The organism is Pseudomonadota bacterium, from assembly GCA_023229365.1.
In the GTDB taxonomy this organism is placed as follows: domain Bacteria; phylum Myxococcota_A; class Polyangia; order JAAYKL01; family JAAYKL01; genus JALNZK01.
On record JALNZK010000031.1, the window covers coordinates 15439 to 33324 of the forward strand.

Sequence of the window (17886 nt, forward strand, 5' to 3'; positions counted from 1 at the left end):
ATTGCCTACATTGTACGACATTATCTATAACTATGTGAAATTATTTGAAGAAGATGACTTCTGGAACAAACGGACACGAACGCAACTACACGTAATAACTCATCATTTGTAGGATGATAAACTACTTTAGACTACATAGAGAACAAAGAAGGCAGGTCAGATATCGAACCCGAACTGGAGGATGAGCGTGCTCGCGTACTGCTTCGCCTCCGCCGGCAGCGAGCCGCTGGGCACGTACCCCGGCAACGCCTCGGCGCACCCCGCGTCCTCGAGGTAGGTCGCGCACATCGCGAGAGGCCCGCCGAACCTGTCGAACATGTAGTTCACGCGGATCTGTCCGTGGATCCCCTCGATGTGGAACTGCGGGCCGGCCGTGACGCGCAGCTGCTCGTCGTCGCGGAGCTCGGTGTCCGGATCGAAAACGTCGACGCGCGCGAACAGCTCGAGCCAGTCGCCGACGATCATGTAGCCGACGTGTCCCATGGCGCCGAACGCGAGGACGTCGGGCCGCGTGTCGCGCTCCGCCCGCCGGACGAGATCGAGCGCGCCGCCGGCGATGAGATCGAACCCGTGATCGTTGTAGCGGGCCTCCAGGATCGGCTGGATGTGGCGCTCGGAGCCGCTCGGCGCGCGCTGCCCGGGCTCGAGCTGCGCGACGGCGAGGTCGCTCACCTCGAACGCGAAGAACGAGGCCGCGCGGAGCTCCAGGCCCGCGGCCGGGCGGAGCCACAACCCGACGAGGACGTCCTTGTAGTCGTCCCCGTCCGCGAACGAGTTGACCCCGCCGTTGAACACGCCGCCCTCGATCGCGAGCCAGTCGAGCACCTCGACGCGCGCCTCGAGCCCGAGGTTGCGGAAGCGCCCGAGCGAGGCGGCGTTGCCGTGCACGTAGAGCGGGTAGGCGATCGCCCCGAGGCGCGTGGGGCGCTCGGGCATCAGGAGCCCCCACCGCGGGACGAAGCGGCCGATCCGGAACGCCGCGCCGATCGCCGGGATGCGCCATGTGAGCGCGACGTCCGTGACGAACGGCACGCCCGACGTCGAGCGCGCGTCGCCGCCCGGCCCGTACCGCCGCGCGCCCGGGATGACCCCCGCCGCCGTGTCTCCGGCGAGCTCGAGCGAGAGGCTCGCCGACGCGAGCGTCCCCTCGAGCGCGATCGCCGCGTGGTGCAGCGCGAACGCGTTCCGCCTTCCGTCGGCCTCGTCCGGCAGGTACTCGTACCCGATCTGCGCGAACGTGCCGAGCGCGATCGAGCCGTAGCGGCTGCGCACGATCGCCACGCCGTCGTCCGTGGGCTCGATCTCCTCCTCCCCGTCCGCGACCTCGACGCCGCCGTCCGTGGCCTCCTCGGCGTACGGGTCGTCGGATGGCGCGTCGGCGGCCCGCGCCGGGCCGGGCGCAGCGAGCAGCGCCGCGGTCAACGCCCAGAGCACGTATCGGTTCATCGCACCTCCGCTCCCGCCGTCCGGCGACACGGGCGAGGGTACATCGGGCCCGGGAGGCTCCGCAAGCGGTGGCACCCGCAACCGGCGCTTGCAACCACTCCAATGAAAAAAAACAGCGCCTTCGGAATCAGCGAGGTTGCGCGACGGCCGTGGCGGATATATTTGGAAGAGCATTCAGTTGACGGGGGACCGCGATGACCGAAGACGAAGACACGAAGGAAGCGCTGGAGAACGGGTCCTCACCCGAGGACGGCGCCGAGGCGGCCCCAGCGCACGAGGAAGCTGACCCGCTCGCGCCTCTCGGCGACCCCGCGCAGACCGCCGAGGCCGATCTCTTCCCGCAGACCGGTGTCGACGCGGCAGGAGCCGAGGACGATCCGGAAAGCGCCGCTGGAAAACACGACAGCGACGTGGAGGAGGCCAGGCCGTTCGCGACCTCCGACGCGCCGTGGGTCGGCGCGGAAGAGAAGTGGCTCGCGGGCGCCGGCGACGACGCGGCCGGGCCCTTTCCCGCGGCGGGAAAGGACGAGCCTCCGGCGCCGGACGCGAAGCCCGTGCCGTCGCTCGGCGATGACGACGACGCTCTCCTGCTCAGCCCGCATCAGATCCCCGTGCTCCCCTCCCTCATCCCGCCGCCTCGCGCGGGCATGGGGACCGGGGCCAAGGTCGGGATCGCCGCCGCCGTGATCGTCGTCCTCGCCGCCGCTGCGATGGTCTGGTGGATGAACCAGCGCTTCGCGGAGCGGGAGCAGGAGATCCTCGCGCTGCGCGCCTCCGACAAGCAGGACGTCTCCCGGCTCGAGGCGCAGATCCGCGAGCTGCTCGCCAAGGGCGGCTCCGCGAACCAGCAGCGCGCGAACGAGCTCCAGGCCGAGCTCGACGCGGCGAAGGCGGGGAGCGCCCCTATCGAACCGGAGATCGCCGCGGCCGAGACCGACGAGGAGCGCCGCCGCCGCCACGAGCGGGACTCCGACACGAGGGACACGGCTTCGGGCGACGTCGCAAAGGCCCCGGCCGAGCCGGCCACGCCGTACGACGAGCCCGCCGCGGCGACCGCCCCGGCCGGGACGGCCGGCGCCAAGAGCCCGGACGAGGAGGATCTCCTCGCGAGCGCGTTCACCAAGCCGGCGGCCGCCGCGGCCGATGCCCCGGCGCCGGCCCAGGGCGCGACCGAGTTCCCGCTCGGCGGCACGGCGCTTCCGAAGAGCCCGTCGCGGGACCAGGTGAAAACCGCGATGGATGCGATCGCGCCACAGGTGAGGAAGTGCGGCGGCGAACCCGGCGGCCGGGTCGTCGTGTCGCTCGCCGTGGCCGGGGCGACGGGCCGCGTCCTGAGCGCGGAGCCCTCGGGGGACGCCGCCGGCACCCCGCTCGGGCTGTGCGCCGCGCGCGCGGTCAAGCTCGCCAAGTTCCCGCCGTTCCAGCAGGACCGCCTGCAGATCAAGTACCCGTTCGACCTGTGAGGCGGGCGGCAGCTACTCCCAGAAGATCCCGAGCGCCGAGGGGTCCCAAGAGCGACGGTACCACCGCGCGAGCGCCTGCTCGGCGAGCTTGCCGCGCGGGCTGAACCCGGCGCGGATCTCCTGGGTCTCGTCGTACGGATCCGAGAAGTACTTCCACACGAACAGCCCCGCGAACCACGGGCGCGGCGCGAGCTCTTCGAGCACGGCGTCGTAGGCGTCCGCCTGGTACGCCTCGTCGTAGACGAGCCCGCCGCAGTGCTCGGGCCACTCCCACGGCGCGAGCGCCGAGTCCCGCGCGCTCTTCACGCCCATCTCGGTGAACAGCACCGGCCGGTCCCAGAAGAGCGACAGCCCCTCGAGCCCTTCCGCCACCCGCCGGGCGGTCGCGCGCATCGCCTCGTAGCCGTCGCCCGGCCTCTGCGCGAGCGGCCAGAACGCGTTCACGCCGATCGCGTCGAGCGCGTCCCAGAACGGCACCTCCTCGACCTCGTCCCAGTTCGCCGAGTACGTCAACGGGCCCGAGTAGGCGCCCCGCACCGCGGCGACGAGCGCGCGCCACTCGGCCTCGCGCCAGTTCGTCGAGCTCTTGAACTCCACGCCGATCGAGAAGAGATCCGCGCCGACCTCCTCGGCGAGCCGGGCGAACCGGACCGCGAACGCCTCGTACGCCGCGAACCAGGCGCGCCACGCCTCCTCCGGGCCCGGATCGATCTCGCCGCGCCACTCGCCGGACATCACGTAGACGTGCGGGACGATCGCCACGCGCAGGCCGCGCGCCTTCGCCATCGCCGCCGTGCTCCGGATCAGCTCCTCGTTGCGCTCGATCGGGATCTCGAAGTCGGGCTCGATCTCGACCGAGGTCAGATCGTCCATCCGGCCGAACGGCGTGATCGAGATCCAGGTCGCGCCGAGCGCGGCGATCTCCTCGACCGCGATCTCGCACCGGGCGCTGCCGTACCCGACCGGGCCGAGCATGCCGTCCTCGATCGGCGCGAGCGTGACGCCTCGGAAAAGCGCCGCGGAGCCGGGCGCCGACGCCAGGGCCGCCGCCAGCGCGAGGACGGGTGGGATCGATCGCGGCACGGGATCAGATCCCGAGCTCGGCGCGCCGCCTCGCGACCGCGGCCTTCTCCTCGTCGGAGCCCGCGAGCTCCTCCGCCCGCGCGAGGTAGCGCCCGATGAGATCCTTCTTCTCGCCGCCCGCGCCGAGCAGCCGCGCGGCCTCGAGGTTGTACGCGAGATGGTGCGCCACGTCGTGCCCGACCGCGAGGTGCCGGTAGAGGCTCGCGGCCTTGTCGAGCTGCCCCTTGCCCTCGTAGATCTTCGCGAGGGGGATCGCGGCGAGCGGGTCGATCTGCTCGTGCTCGCCGAGGGACGCCGAGTGCTCGATGACGGCGAACAGGTTCTCCTCCGCCTCCTTGGGCTTGCCCATCGCGAGGTACGTGATCCCGAGCTCCCGCACCACGCTGAAGTCGGGGCGCATCGTGCCCATCAGCTCCGCGGCCTTGTCGAGCGCGGCGATCGCCTCCTCGAACTTCCTCCTCTCCCTGAGGAAGACGCCGAGCCCGGCCCAGACCGTGTGGTTGGCCGGGAGTGTGCGCGTCGCCTCGACGAGCATCCGCTCCGCCTCGTCGAGCCGCTCGGCCTTCGCGTGGATCCGCGACAGCGCGGCGAGCGCCGTGACGCGCTTCTCCGCCGCCTCCTCGTCGCCCTCGCTCGCCTCCACGAACCTGCCGAGGGCCTCGATCGCGGACTCGGTCAGCCCGGCGCGCGCCTTGGCGAGGCCGAGCTCGAGGTGGACGTAGTAGTGCTCCGGCTTCTCCTCGGACGCGGTGTCGCTCTCGGCGAGCGCGCGCTCCATGAGCAGCACCGCGTTCGCGTGGTCGCCGTCGTGCCCGGCGAGCACCGCCTCGCGGAAGCTGTCGGGCAGCGCAGCGTACTCGTCGGCCTGCGCGTCGGTCCACGTGCCCGCGATCACCGCGATGAGCTCGTCCTCGGTCATCTCGGCCGCGTCCGAGACGAGCTGGCGCGCGATGTCGGCCTCGTACTGCTTGCGGCGCGCCTCGACGGCGGCCGCGATCTCGGGCTCGCCGCAGATCTCGACCGCGTCGTTCAGGCGTTCGCGCGCGTCCTCCACCTCGCCGGACTCGGCCAGGGCGTCCGCCTCGGCGATCCGCCTCTGCGCGAGATCGCGCCGGCACCGCGCGACCTTGTCCCGCACGGCCTGCACGGCCGCACCCTCGGCCCTGTCGACCTTGCGCAGCGCCCGCTCGTACGCCATCTTGGCCTCTCCGAGCCTCCCCTCGGCGAGGTGCTCGTCACCCTCGTCGCGGTTGCTCTCGAACGTGCCGCCCATGAGCTTCGTGAAAAATGACATGGCAGATCTCCTCGCGTCCCGCGCCCCTCTCCATGCCCGAGAACGCCGTCGTTGTCACGCGATTGGGGCCGCCGCCTGAGCTGGTGCGCCGGGATCTCTCCTGCGAAAACGACGGCCGCGGCGGCGGTGCTGCGAAGAGCGCACGGGCCGGATGCCGCCCCTCTCGCGTAAAGTCATAGAAGGAAGCAACGTCCCCTATCCCTGAAGGTGTCGCAACCTTCCAATTACCAATTTCCGGCGAGCCTGGCTGCGGCTCTTCGCGCGCAGCTCTGCGTCGCCGGCGTTTCGGAAAGGGTGGAAAAATGGAAATTGGAAGGTTACGACACCTTACCCACCTTACCTACCCCCTCGCACACGACCTTGTGCAGCTCGGTCGCGGATAGACTCGCCCCTCCGCATGGCGTCGGCGGGGCGAGAGGGCGGAAGGCTCGGTCAGATGCTCATGTCGGTGAGGAGCGAGACGAGCCGCTCCTTGGGGAGATCCGAGGAGACGGCGTACGCCATGTCGCCGTCCACGGTCACGGCGACGTTGTAGCCGTTGTGCCGGCCGAGCAGCACCTCGCGCCCGGCGGCGCGCACCACCGTGCCGCCCCGGATCTGGAGGTGCTCGACCGGGAAGATCATGAGCGTCACGCGGTGGCCGTCCACGTTGTAGACCATATGCGCGGCCTGCGCCGACTGGACGTTGGAGAGGCGGGCGCCCTCGAAGCTCGCGCCGGCGAGCTTCAGCCTCGGCGCGCGCACCGGGAAGTCGACCTTGCCGCGGAACCACGAGGCCGCGGCGGCCGGATCCGCGGAGCGCACCTCGAGCGGAAGATCGCGGGAGTGCCGCTCCACGACGTCGTTGACGACCGCGGCGAGCGGCTCGTCCGCCGGGGCGGGCGCGCGGCCCACGTTGAGCACGACGAGGAGCGCCGCGGCCGCGGCGAGCGGCGCCGCCACGGCGGCCGTGACGAGCCGGGTGTTGCGCCGCCGGGAGGGCAGGCCCTCGATCTTGGCGCGCAGGAGCGCAGGCGTCGCGATCCGCGCACCGGCGGCCGCGAGCTCGGACTTGATCCGGCGCTTCAGGCCGGCGAGCGCCGCGCAGGACGCGCAGCCGTCGACGTGCGCCTCCACCTCCAGGATAAGCCCCGTCTCGAGCTCGCCGTCGACGAAGGCGTCGAGGTACTTCTTTGTCTCCGCGCAGTTCATGACCCACTCCCGTGCCGCTTGCGGAACTCGTCGAGATCCGCCGGCGCGCCGTCGTCGTCCGCCGCCGCCTCGGGCGCGCTCACGAGCCCGGCGGCCACGGCGTAGTCGACGAGGGACTTCTGCAAGAGCCGCCGCCCGCGGTGCAGGCGCGACATGACGGTCCCGATCGGGCAGCCGATCATCTCGGCGATCTCCTTGTAGGCGAACCCCTGCATGTCGGCGAGCACGACGACGATTCGGAAGTCGTCCGGCAGCTCGTCGAGGGCGCGCTCGAGATCGCGCTGGAAGAAGCGCGAGAAGACCGCCGCCTCGGGGTCCGCGGCGTGCTCCCGCGCCTGCCGGTCCAGCACCTCGTCGTACAGGGGCTCGACCGCGGCGCGCTCCACGTAGCGGCGCTCGTGGATCCTGTGCCGGTAGTCGTTGATGAACGTGTTCGTCAGGATGCGGAACAGCCACGCCTTGAGGTTCGTCCCCCACTCGAAGCCGTCCGCCGCGCGGAACGCCCGGAGGTACGTGTCCTGGACGAGCTCCTCGGCCCGCGCGCCGTCGCGCGTCAGCTTGAGCGCCGAGGCGTAGAGCGCATCGAGGTGCTCGACGCACGCCGCCTCGAACTCCCTGCGCCTGTCCGCGCGCTTGCCCTCGGAACGCCTCGTCAACATACGGGCCGCCACCTCCGTCCGGCTCAACGCCCCGGCCGCCATCTTATTCCAATTCCCGGCCGGCGCCGCGCCGCGCGTTCCGGAATTCCAGGAAAGCCGTTGTCTCGCGAGGTCTTTCCCCGACCGCGCAGTCGTTGTAAGGTGGGTCTCCCGTGGCAACCGGAGCCTGAACCATGGACGATGCGAACGGCAAAACGACGACCAGCGAGGCGCCCGCCGAGGCCGCGGCGGCGCAGCCCGAACCGGAGCTCGAGATCGCGGTCGAGGACGATCAAGAGGAGACGATTGCGGCGCTCGAGGCGAGGCTCGCCGAGGAGCACGACAGGCTCCTGCGCACCGCCGCGGAGCTCGACAACGTCCGCAAGCGCGCCCGGCGCGACGTCGAGGACGCCGCGGTCCGGGGTCGCGCCGAGATCCTCTCCGAGATGCTGCCGACGATCGACGCGCTGGATCTCGCGCTCAAGAACATGGACGACTCGGCCCCTGCGCGCGCGACGTTGGAAGGCGTCGAGATGGTGCGCCGCCAGTTCCTCGCCTCCATGGCGCGGTTCGGCCTGAAGCCGATCGACGCCGTCGGCGCCGTGTTCGATCCGAGCTTCCACGAGGCGGTCGCGCAGATCCCGGACGCCGAGCGCCCGGCCGGGACGGTGATCGAGGAGCTGCGCCGCGGCTACCTGCTCGGGGAGAGGCTGCTGCGGGCGACGCTCGTCGTCGTGTCGTCCGGGGCGCCCGCGCCCCAGCCCGCCGACGCTCCGGACGAGGGGGAAAACAATGGCTGACGATCGCATCATCGGCATCGATCTCGGGACCACGAACTCCTGCGTCGCCGTGATGGAGGGCAAGGACGCGATCGTCATCCCCAACGGCGAGGGGAGCCGCACGACGCCGTCCGTCGTCGGCATCACCGAGACCGGCGAGCGGCTCGTCGGGCAGGTCGGCAAGCGCCAGGCGGTCTCGAACCCCGAGAACACGATCTACTCGGTGAAGCGCCTCATGGGCCGCGCCGCAACCTCGCCCGAGGCGACGCGGCAGAAGGACATGTGCCCGTATAAGATCGTCGCCAGCGACAACGGCGACGCGTGGATCGAGGCGCGCGGCAAGCGGATGAGCCCGCCCGAGATCTCGGCGATGGTGCTCGCCGAGATGCGCGCGGTGGCCGAGAGCTACCTCGGCTGCAAGATCTCCCGCGCCGTGATCACGGTGCCCGCGTACTTCAACGACGCGCAGCGCCAGGCGACCAAGGACGCGGGGCTCATCGCCGGCCTCACCGTCGACAGGATCATCAACGAGCCGACCGCCGCGGCGCTCGCGTTCGGGCTCGACAAGGCGGGCAAGGCGAGCGGGCGGATCGCCGTGTACGACCTCGGCGGCGGCACGTTCGACATCTCGATCCTCGAGATCGCGGACGGCGTTTTCACCGTCAAGTCCACGAGCGGCGACACCTTCCTCGGCGGCGAGGACTTCGACCAGCGCCTCGTCGACCACTTCGCCGCGCGCTTCCAGGAGGAGCACGGGATCGATCTGCGCAAGGACAAGATGGCGCTGCAGCGCCTGAAGGAGGCGTCCGAGCGGGCCAAGCACGAGCTCTCCTCGTCGACGACGACCGAGCTGAACCTCCCGTTCATCGCGGCCGCCGCGAGCGGGCCCAAGCACCTGATCGCGTCGTTCGAGCGGCAGGAACTCGAGGAGCTCGTCGACGATCTCGTGCAGCGCACCTTCGAGCCGTGCGCCCAAGCGCTCAAGGACGCGGGCGTCACGGTCAAGGATCTCGACGAGATCCTGCTCGTCGGCGGCATGACGCGGATGCCGCTCGTCCAACGCGCGGTGGAGGAGTTCTTCGGGAAGAAGCCGCTGCGCGGCCTGAACCCGGACGAGGTCGTGGCGATCGGCGCGGCGGTCCAGGGCGCGGTGCTGCTCGGGCAGGTCGAGGAGGTGCTGCTGCTCGACGTCACGCCGCTCTCCCTCGGCCTCGAGACCGGCGGCGGCGTGTTCACGAAGCTCATCGAGCGCAACACGACGGTGCCCACGCGGAAGCGGCAGACCTTCACCACGAGCATCGACAACCAGAACTTCGTGCCGATCCACGTGCTCCAGGGCGAGCGGCCGATGGCGGCGGACAACACGACGCTCGCGAAGTTCGAGCTGACCGGCATCCCGCCCGCGCCGCGCGGCGTGCCGCAGATCCAGGTCACCTTCGACATCGACGCCAACGGCATCGTGTCGGTGTCCGCGCGCGATCTCGGCACGAACAAGGAGCAGACGGTCCGCGTGACGGCCCACTCCGGCCTCTCGGATCGGGACATCCAGCGGATCATCACCGAGGCCGAGGAGCAGCGGCTCAAGGACGAGGGCCGCAAGGATCTCGCGGAGGCCCGCCTCGAGGCCGAGTCGCTCCTGTACACCTCCGAGCGCGCGGCCGAGGAGTACGGCGGCGTCGTGTCGCGCGACGACCTGGCGCTGATCCTCTCCGACATCGCCGCGCTGCGCGAGGCGGTGGCGGGCGAGGACGCGGACCGCGTCCGCGAGCTCAAGGCGCAGCTCGAGTCCTCGGCGTTCCGGATCGCCGAGGCGATGTACACGAACGTCCAGCCCGCCGACGACGCGATGGTGATGGACGGCGCGCCCCCGGAAGAGGGCGACGGCTCGGGCGAGAGCTAGGCCGCGGCGGATGCCGACGAAGCGGGACTACTACGAGGTGCTCGAGGTGCCGCGCGGCGCGGAGGCGGCCGAGCTCAAGAAGGCGTACCGGCGCCTCGCGATGAAGTTCCACCCCGATCAGAACCCCGACGACGCGGGCGCGGCCGAGAAGTTCCGAGAGATCACCGAGGCGTTCCAGGTGCTCTCCGATCCGCAGAAGCGCGCGGCGTACGACAGGTTCGGGCACTCGGCGCCGGACATGGGCGGGTTCGGCGGCGCGGTCGACCTCGGCAACATGACCGACTTCTTCGAGTCGATCTTCGGCTCCGTCTTCGGCGGGGCGCGCCGGCCGCGGCGGCGGCGGGGACGGCCCGGCCGCAACCTGCAGTACGATCTCGATCTCTCGCTCGAGCAGGTCGTGTCCGGCGCCGACGTGCGGCTCACGATCCCCCGCCCGGTCCGCTGCGGCGCGTGCGGCGGCGTCGGCAGCGCGGGCGGCCGTCCGGCGACCCCGTGCCGGCAGTGCGGCGGGCACGGCCAGATCCGGCTCCAGCAGGGGATCTTCGCCGTGGCGACGACCTGCCCGGCGTGCGGCGGCGCGGGCGAGGTCGTCCTCGAGCGGTGCGCGTCGTGCGGCGGCGACGGCCTCGTCGTCCGGGAGGAGGCGTTCGAGGTCCGGATCCCGCCCGGCGTCGACGACGGCTCGGTCAAGGTCGTCGAGGGCGCGGGGGAGGACGGCCGCGGCGGCGCGCCGAACGGCGACCTCCACGTCATGATCCGGGTCGCGCCCCACGGCGCCTTCACCCGGAAGGGGAGCGACCTGCACAGCGCGATCCAGGTGAGCTACCCGCAGGCCGTGCTCGGCGCGGAGGTGGACGCGCCGACGATCGACGGTCCGGTGCGGCTGAAGATCAAGCCCGGCACCGAGGGCGGCCAGGTCTACCGCCTGCGCGGCAAGGGCGTGCCGCACCTGCGCGGCTCGGGCCGCGGGGATCAGCACGTGCACGTCGACGTGTGCGTGCCCAAGAAGCTGACGCCCCGGCAGCGCGAGCTCGTCGAGGCGCTCGGCCGCGAGCTCGGCACCGAGATCCAGTCGAAGCCGCCGTCGTTCTTCGAGAAGATGCGCGGCCTGTTCGAGTGAGTCGAGCGTTTCATAATCGGTGTCGCCCCTTCCGAAACCTGATATCGTTCACGAAGTTTGACGACGTTGGCTCGGCTTGGGGCTCGGCGCTGCTATCGGATCGATCTCTCGCCATCGCTGACCCCGTCCGCGCGCAAACTGGAGGGGGAGATGTCTGGAAGAACACGCCGCGGCTTTTGGTTCATCACCGCGATCGCAGCATCGGCCTTGTGTGCCTGGGCCTTCGAAGCCTCGGCAGGCAAGTGCGTCCCGAACCCATCATCCCAAGGAATGCGGGATTGCGACGCCTACAATCCGCAGTGTCCGTCCGACGGCCGTTCGGCCAATTTCTATAACGACAAGGAGGCGCACGAGTACCTCCGAGACCTCGATGACGCTGTCGACGGCACATCGGGCGAGTACCTGGCCGTGATGCCGCTCGGCGCGCCGAGGTTCCTCGAACTCCAACTGGGAGAGGCGGCGTCGGGGATGAAGGTGGATCCCGAGATCGAGATGCTGGCCGTGCGCGTCACGCAGGACGCCAACGACCGGGACGTGACGAAGCCGACGATTCTTCTCACAGCAGGCGTCCATGCGCAGGAGTGGATCGCGCAGGATACGGCGCTCGGCTTGGTGGACTGGCTCGTGCGCGCCGCGAACGGCAGGGCACCATACAACGACCCGGCCGAGGTCGCCCGAGTCCGGGTTTTGCTCGCCGAACGCGAGATCTGGTTCGTCGTGATCTCCAACCCGGTGGGCCGGGAAGTCGAGGTGGAAAAGGACGACAACTGGGGCACTCCCGTCTACAGCGACGTGCGCAAGAGCCGGCAGTGGGAACCTGGGTTCGAATGCATCCAAGGCTGGGAATCCGCTCCGTATGGCGGCAGATGCTGGTACGAGGACGCTCCCATCGTCACCGGTTTCCCGAGGGACGACAGGCCGGGCATCTCCGAGTGGGATGAACCAGGTGTCAACATCGGAAACAGCTTCTCGCACGGATGGGAAAGGAGGGGGAGCGAGCCGTTCCGGAGAAGGCTGATATACGATGAAACAGAGCTGAGCGTCGAGTTCGATCTCGCTCCGGAACAGTACAACTGTTTCGATTCCGAGCCCGCTCAGGCCGACTTCAACTGTCTTCGCCTTTTCGGCGAAGAGCATGGCCACTGCGTGGAGCACTGGATGGGTGCGTACGAATACGTTAACGGAGTGAAAACCAGGCGCTACACATATGGCTGTTTCATGACCACCGCTACCAATACATTGCTGGATTGCCAAAGCCAGATCGCACCGGGCAAGATTGATGGCCGAGGATTTCTTCACGAACACTGTGTTCCGATAGAGAACTCCAGCGGGACACAATGGGCGTTGTGGGAGTGTGGGGACTCCGCGGATTTCATCCACGAAGATCCACCTGGAGCGAATGACGCCTACGTCGACTGCGGCACGAGCCCGGCTCCTCCCCAATGCCCATCCTCGGTGCCGACACCGATGCTCAGCTATTGCTTGAACGGCACCCTTCGCACCTGCTCCACCGACGCCAGTTGCCACCCGACCATTCGAAGCCAGGAAGATTTCCAAACCTCCTCCATGAACGATGGCTTCAAGACGGTACAAGCTCCCCACTGGATCGCCGAGGCGGAAATGGCCGACCATCTCTACTGCTACAAGGGGTACTGCGCGATCGACAATCGCAGAACCTGCTGCAGCAACCAGTACGGAGGTCAGCGGCCGTTCGAATCGATCGAGGCGCGGCTGATCCGCGAGTTGGTTATCAACGTACCTTTCCGCGCGGTAGTCGACATGCACTCTTCACGAAACGACTTGAAATTCAGATGTACGAACAAGGGTGACGGTTGCGACCCGGACGACGACTTCTTCGAGAACGGCCAGGCGCTCGAGGCCGAGATGACGGCGGCATACAACACAACAGCCGAGGCGCATTGGAACGGGCATGCCTGGGGTTCCCTGGGCGGCTTCCCTGACTTCCTGGAACTTGCAACAACCAACGAAAGCACGCGCGGCGAGGGGTTCGGCTACCTCGCGGGTTGGACCTCTGGGATGCCTGAGACCACGGACCCGAATGCCTATGCGGAACCAGATAACTTCGACAACGACACCATCAGAGCGCTTCCGTCGTTCACTTGGGAGTTGGGAACGCGAGAGAGCGTTGATGACGACGAGCAAGCCACCTTCAACACGATCGTGGGCTGCTATGATCCCGACGACCAACACTCTGGCCAGCCGCGCTCGCGGCTCATGCTGGAGAACCAGCTCGCCGGCGGCATCGCGATGATGGAGTACCTAGCCTGGCAATCTGGCACCCCAGCCGTGGGGTTGACCCAATCGGGCATGCCATTATTGACAGGAAACCGACGCGACGTCGCAGTTTCAGGTCTACGTGTGGAAGACGGACACGGCCGAGGCGTGCAGCAGAGTGAGACAGGAGGCGGTACATCTGGAACGACAGATCTCGGCGCAGCGTTGGGCGCCGACGATGAAGCACGGATCGTAGTCCCGGCCGGACGATGGGAGGTGAGCGCGGACGTCCAAGCGGGCTGGAGCGGCGGCACTGTCCCGCCGCCGAGTCCCCTTTCCGCCGATGTCTCCTTGGTGCAGCGCCGTTACGAGCCGAGTGGGAAGGATGCATGGCCAATAGTCGACGAGGTCCAGTTCGTAGAATCGATCAACGCCAGGGAGTGGCGCAGGGTCAGAACGCGCTTCGACTTCGAAGCTGGCAAACGGTACCGGATCGAAACGAAGATCAACAATATCCCGGGGACGGTCGACAACGACACCGCAGCAAACGACCTACAGGTTCTGAAAGCCGATGTCCTCGACTGCACCGATGAGGCTGAGTTGCCAAACAGCCTCGATCCGGACCTCTTCTGCGAGAAGGGGCTGCCCTTCGCGGATGAACACTTTGAATGTGACGATGCTAAGGGAACCTGTCGTGAGTGCTGGTACGACGTGGGATACCAGTACGAGTGTGAAGGCGAGGGAACCTTCTGCTTCGAGGGGATGTGCGACAGCTACGAAGAGTGCTGGAGCGGCACGTTCGTCGACGAACTGGAAGGTGCCGCCGGAAACGAGACATCGCCGACCATCACGCCGGACGAGCCGCCGTTCGTGCGCACGCTCCGGATGGAGAATTCAAGCGGAGTGCTGATCCAAGACGTCGACACCTTCAAGACGGCCACGACGTATTCCCACGCCACGGGCTACTCCCCACCGACGATGTACCATCTGAAGGTCATCGTGTGGAATTTGTGCGAAGGAGGCTTGTATTTTCCGGGAGCGTATGTGAGCGGGCTGGATGTCCGCGTGCAGGTGCGGAAGCCCTGGGCGACCTACCCATACGTGGACGACGACGACTACTTCAACCTCACTTCACCTACGACCGAAGGGTGGACTACGATCGAACGCGTGAACGGCCTGGATTTGGACATACCGGCAGGTTGGGCCGCGGGCGTGAACAGCGATAAGTATTTTCGAATTCAGGTCCGTAACCGCGAAGCCGCGCTGGAATCGATTCCGTACTCGCTCGACATCGAAATGGATGATGTCGGCGGCTTCAACGGGATGCTCTACCCCATGACAGAGGTCCAGCCTTGGGACGAGGTCGTCTGGCCCACGGCGGACGTGAACGTGGACATGGCAGCGGGCGAGGTGCGCTCGTTCGTGCCGACCGACGACGGCATGTGGGGCGGCTACTTGCTCTTCTTCTCACCGGCCGCCGGGTACGAGAACGCGGTGGGCGTAACGCAGTTCCTGCTCTCGACCCAGGATGGTGGCATACCGTCCGATCCGAACGGCGTGCCGCTCGCGCCGACCGTGAATCGCGACGGCGGGCTCGCGGTACAGCTCGGCGCGCTCGACCCGCGGTCCGGACCGTACGAGGTGCGGCTCGCGACCGACGCGGAACGGATCGAGGGTCGGGTCTTCCTGTGCGGACCGAACGTCGCGGACTGCTCGGTGTACTCGCCGCGGACCGATGCGTGCGGTCCGGCGTGCACGGGCGACGGCGCGCTGTGCTGCGCGGACGAGGACCGGAACCTCAGCTGCAAGTACGTGCACGGCTCGGACGTCACGAACTGCGGCGGCTGTGGCGTCACCTGCGACTGGGACGAGAAGTGCCTGAAGGGCGTGTGCGTAACCGGCAGGACGACGAGCTGCTGGAACACGACCTGCCCGGAGGGGATGGAGTGCGTGTCCCGAGACTGGCCGCTGCTGCGCAACCCGCAATGCCGGGCGACGCTCGTGGACAACGCCTGGTGCGGGCTGCTCGGCGACGTGTGCGCGGAGAACGAGTCGTGCACCTACGGCCTGTGCCTGCCGAAGATGTTCTCGCCGTGCGATCTCCCGTGCGGTGACGGCGAGGCGTGCTGCTGGGTGATGGGCGAAGAGACGTGCGTGGACGTTCAGGGCAGTTCGCTGAACTGCGGCGCGTGCGGCAATGTGTGCGACGCGGGCACGTTGTGCAAAGAGGGACTGTGCGAGTCGTGGTACCACGTGCTCGACGTGTGCGCGGGCGAGGGGATCGTGAACTGCGGCGTGGACGGGATCGACTGCCAGGACGTGCTCTGGAATCACGAGAACTGCGGGAGCTGCGGGATCGCGTGCTCGGACACGGGCGAGTGCCGCGATGGAGTGTGCATCGACATCCTCGAGGCGGACGCATACGGAGCCGGGGAGGAAGAGGAATGACGACAATGAGAAGACGCAGGATCATCGCTCTTCTGTCCGTCTCCGCGGCGGCGCTGCTCGCGTCCTGCTCCGGCTGTGGCGGCAACGGCGGCCACGGGGACACGGACACCGGCACGGACACCGGCCTCGATACGGACACGAGCTGGGATGGCGGGCCGCTGACCGACTGCGAGGGTGCCGCACCCGGGCCGGGCATGGTGTGCGTGCCGGGCGGCCGGTACCTAATGGGCTGCATGCCGTACGACCTCCAGTGCAAATCGAACGAAGAGCCGATGGTGGAGGTTACCCTCTCGCCGTTCTGGATCGACGAGAAGGAGACGACGCTCGCGGAGATCATCCCGTACCTGAACTGGCTACTGTCGCAGGACGAGTACGCTTGGGATGGCTATATCTACAGAGTGTCAGATCACATGCCCATGTGGGTAGCGGGACAAAATGGGGGGTTCTCGCCCGTTGTTGGCGTTGCGGAAAACGAGGTTGGATACTACGCAGGAGACGAAGTGTGTAGTTCACGCCCAATCGATGCCGCGACAGGTGGACTCAGCTGGGAGGCTGCAAAGCTCTACTGTACCTACCGTGGCAAGCGGCTGCCTACTGAAGCGGAATGGGAAGCCGCTGCACGAGGGCAGACGAAGTGGATCTACCCCTGCGCTTGGGAGCACAAGGCCTGCTGGTACGGCAAGTACGATTGCTGCGGGAACGCGTACGACGCCGAGTGCCCGTCGAGCGCTTGCGAGGATCCGTGCTGCATCCCGTTCAAGGATGAGATCACAAATTGCCCCAGCCCGTTCGGCGTGAAGGAGATGTACGGCAACGCCGCGGAGTGGGTGCTGGACCACGATGACGCGGATCACTCCTGGTGTGTCGAAGGGTGCACGGACCCCGCGCCGCGAAAAGACGGTGGCCCCATCCTCAAGGGCGGCGGCGTCGGCACGGAAGCGAGGAGGACACGAATCTCCAACCGGATGGGCACGCTGGGGAACCCGGGCCCTTACTCAGGGGTCCGCTGCGTCTCCTCTCCGATCGATTTCATTCTCCCCGACGGCGGAGTTGTATGGGGGGAGTGACGCCGTTGAAAACCTATAGATTCCCTGATCGGCCCTCGATCACTCGCAGGCGTAGACCCGCCACTCGTAGATGATCGGGTTCGTGTCCTGGCCCGAGCAGGACGGGTTGACCAGGATGTTGTAGATCCGGAGCGACGTCGTCGTGATCGGCGCCGCGAACGCGATCGACCAGTCGTCGGTCGCGCCCGACACGGACGAGTCCGTGACCCACGATGAGCCGTTCCACCACTGGATCGCGCCCTGGCCGAGCGTCCGCGGATCCGATCCGCACGCGCTGGTGGTGTAGTGGTTCGTGTCGAGCCAGAAGCCCCAGAGCGTCTGCGCCGACGACCAGGTGTACTGGATGTACTGCCCGCCGGGGCTCGTGCTCGTGGTCACCCAGTGGAACGTGCAGCTCGCCTGGAGGTTGCCGTCGTTCATCTCGGTGACGTCGTACCCCACCGCGGTCCCGCCGCCGCTCGACGCGGGCGTCGCCGACGTCGCCACGTTCGCGCCCTGCGTGCACCCGCTGCACGAGGGATCGTCCGCGCACCACGCCGCACCCTCGGAGGACACGCACTTCTGATCGTCGGTGCAGTCGGTCGTCGGGTGCCACGCCTCGGCCTGGAGGTTCGAGTCGTCGCAGACGGCGGACGAGCCCGAGCAGTAGCGGAACGAGCTCCGCTCCCGGACGTCGCCGCCGCACGCGGTCGACGCGCAGCCGTACTCGGTCGACACCGCCGTCGCGTCGCACTGCGCGTCGCTCCCGAGGAAGTCGCACCCGTCGCAGCACGCCCCGGACGTGCACGGGCACGTGTCGGTGTCGACGCCGCCGACCTCGCAGCACACGTCGTCCGCGTCCGCGCACGCGTACTCATCCGCGACGACGCCGACCAGCGCGCACAGCGAGACCGAGTAGCACTCGTAGGGACAGGGGTCGGCGTCCGAATCCGTGTCGGTGTCGGTGTCCGTGTCCGCGCCGCCGTCGGCGTCCGTGTCCGAGTCCGTATCGGAATCCGTGTCCGAATCCGTGTCCGTGTCCGAATCCGTGTCCGAATCCGTGTCCGTGTCCGAATCCACGTCCGAGTCGGAGTCCGCGTCCGAGTCGGAATCCGAATCGGTGTCGCCGTCGCTGACACCGGCCGACTGGACCTCGGCGCAGGCCGGCGAGAGCCCGATCGCGAAGAACCCGGCGACCGCGAGCGCGAAAAGCTTCGTTTCGTGGTGGTGTGCCATGGCCGAA

12 protein-coding genes are annotated in these 17886 nt (G+C 68.2%); 6 read left to right on the forward strand and 6 right to left on the reverse strand.

What is annotated here, in order from left to right; all coding sequences use genetic code 11:
• Window positions 1-156 precede the first annotated feature (156 nt).
• On the reverse strand, window positions 157-1446 hold the full coding sequence (locus M0R80_14570; GenBank protein MCK9460859.1) for a hypothetical protein: 1290 nt from the start codon (window positions 1444-1446) through the stop codon (window positions 157-159).
• Between the two features lie 194 nt (window positions 1447-1640).
• Between M0R80_14570 and M0R80_14575 the strand changes: the two genes are divergently transcribed.
• On the forward strand, window positions 1641-2909 hold the full coding sequence (locus M0R80_14575) for a hypothetical protein (GenBank protein ID MCK9460860.1): 1269 nt from the start codon (window positions 1641-1643) through the stop codon (window positions 2907-2909).
• Window positions 2910-2921: 12 nt separating this feature from the next.
• On the opposite strand, the gene M0R80_14580 is transcribed toward M0R80_14575, so the two are convergent.
• The 4 genes from M0R80_14580 to M0R80_14595 all read right to left on the reverse strand — a co-directional run bounded on the left by M0R80_14580 (window position 2922) and on the right by M0R80_14595 (window position 7136).
• Window positions 2922-3992 (reverse strand): hypothetical protein, encoded by a 1071-nt coding sequence (locus M0R80_14580; GenBank protein MCK9460861.1) that lies wholly within the window; start codon window positions 3990-3992, stop codon window positions 2922-2924.
• A gap of 4 nt (window positions 3993-3996) precedes the next feature.
• The gene (locus M0R80_14585; GenBank protein ID MCK9460862.1) at window positions 3997-5286 is read right to left on the reverse strand and encodes a hypothetical protein; all 1290 of its coding nucleotides are present in this window, start codon (window positions 5284-5286) and stop codon (window positions 3997-3999) included.
• A 432-nt stretch (window positions 5287-5718) separates the two neighbouring features.
• The gene (locus M0R80_14590) at window positions 5719-6477 is read right to left on the reverse strand and encodes a zf-HC2 domain-containing protein (GenBank protein ID MCK9460863.1); all 759 of its coding nucleotides are present in this window, start codon (window positions 6475-6477) and stop codon (window positions 5719-5721) included.
• Window positions 6474-7136: a sigma-70 family RNA polymerase sigma factor gene (locus M0R80_14595; GenBank protein MCK9460864.1), complete on the reverse strand. Its 663-nt coding sequence runs from the start codon at window positions 7134-7136 to the stop codon at window positions 6474-6476. Before M0R80_14595 ends, M0R80_14590 begins: the two co-directional genes overlap by 4 nt.
• A gap of 173 nt (window positions 7137-7309) precedes the next feature.
• On the opposite strand from M0R80_14595, the gene grpE reads away from it, so the two are divergent.
• From grpE to M0R80_14620, 5 genes are all read left to right on the forward strand, one after another.
• Entirely contained in the window at window positions 7310-7915 is a 606-nt protein-coding gene (gene grpE / locus M0R80_14600) for a nucleotide exchange factor GrpE (protein MCK9460865.1), read from the forward strand.
• Window positions 7908-9794 carry a molecular chaperone DnaK gene (gene dnaK, locus M0R80_14605; protein ID MCK9460866.1) on the forward strand — a complete coding sequence of 629 codons (1887 nt, stop codon included), beginning with the start codon at window positions 7908-7910 and terminating at the stop codon, window positions 9792-9794. The genes grpE and dnaK overlap by 8 nt, the downstream gene beginning before the upstream one ends.
• 10 nt (window positions 9795-9804) lie before the next feature.
• A complete protein-coding gene (gene dnaJ / locus M0R80_14610; protein MCK9460867.1) occupies window positions 9805-10914 on the forward strand; it encodes a molecular chaperone DnaJ in 1110 nt (369 codons plus the stop codon).
• Between the two features lie 150 nt (window positions 10915-11064).
• A complete protein-coding gene (locus M0R80_14615) occupies window positions 11065-15597 on the forward strand; it encodes a hypothetical protein (GenBank protein MCK9460868.1) in 4533 nt (1510 codons plus the stop codon).
• On the forward strand, window positions 15594-16664 hold the full coding sequence (locus M0R80_14620) for a formylglycine-generating enzyme family protein (GenBank protein MCK9460869.1): 1071 nt from the start codon (window positions 15594-15596) through the stop codon (window positions 16662-16664). Before M0R80_14615 ends, M0R80_14620 begins: the two co-directional genes overlap by 4 nt.
• Window positions 16665-16703: 39 nt before the next feature.
• On the opposite strand, the gene M0R80_14625 is transcribed toward M0R80_14620, so the two are convergent.
• Window positions 16704-17879 (reverse strand): hypothetical protein, encoded by a 1176-nt coding sequence (locus M0R80_14625; protein ID MCK9460870.1) that lies wholly within the window; start codon window positions 17877-17879, stop codon window positions 16704-16706.
• Window positions 17880-17886 lie beyond the last annotated feature (7 nt).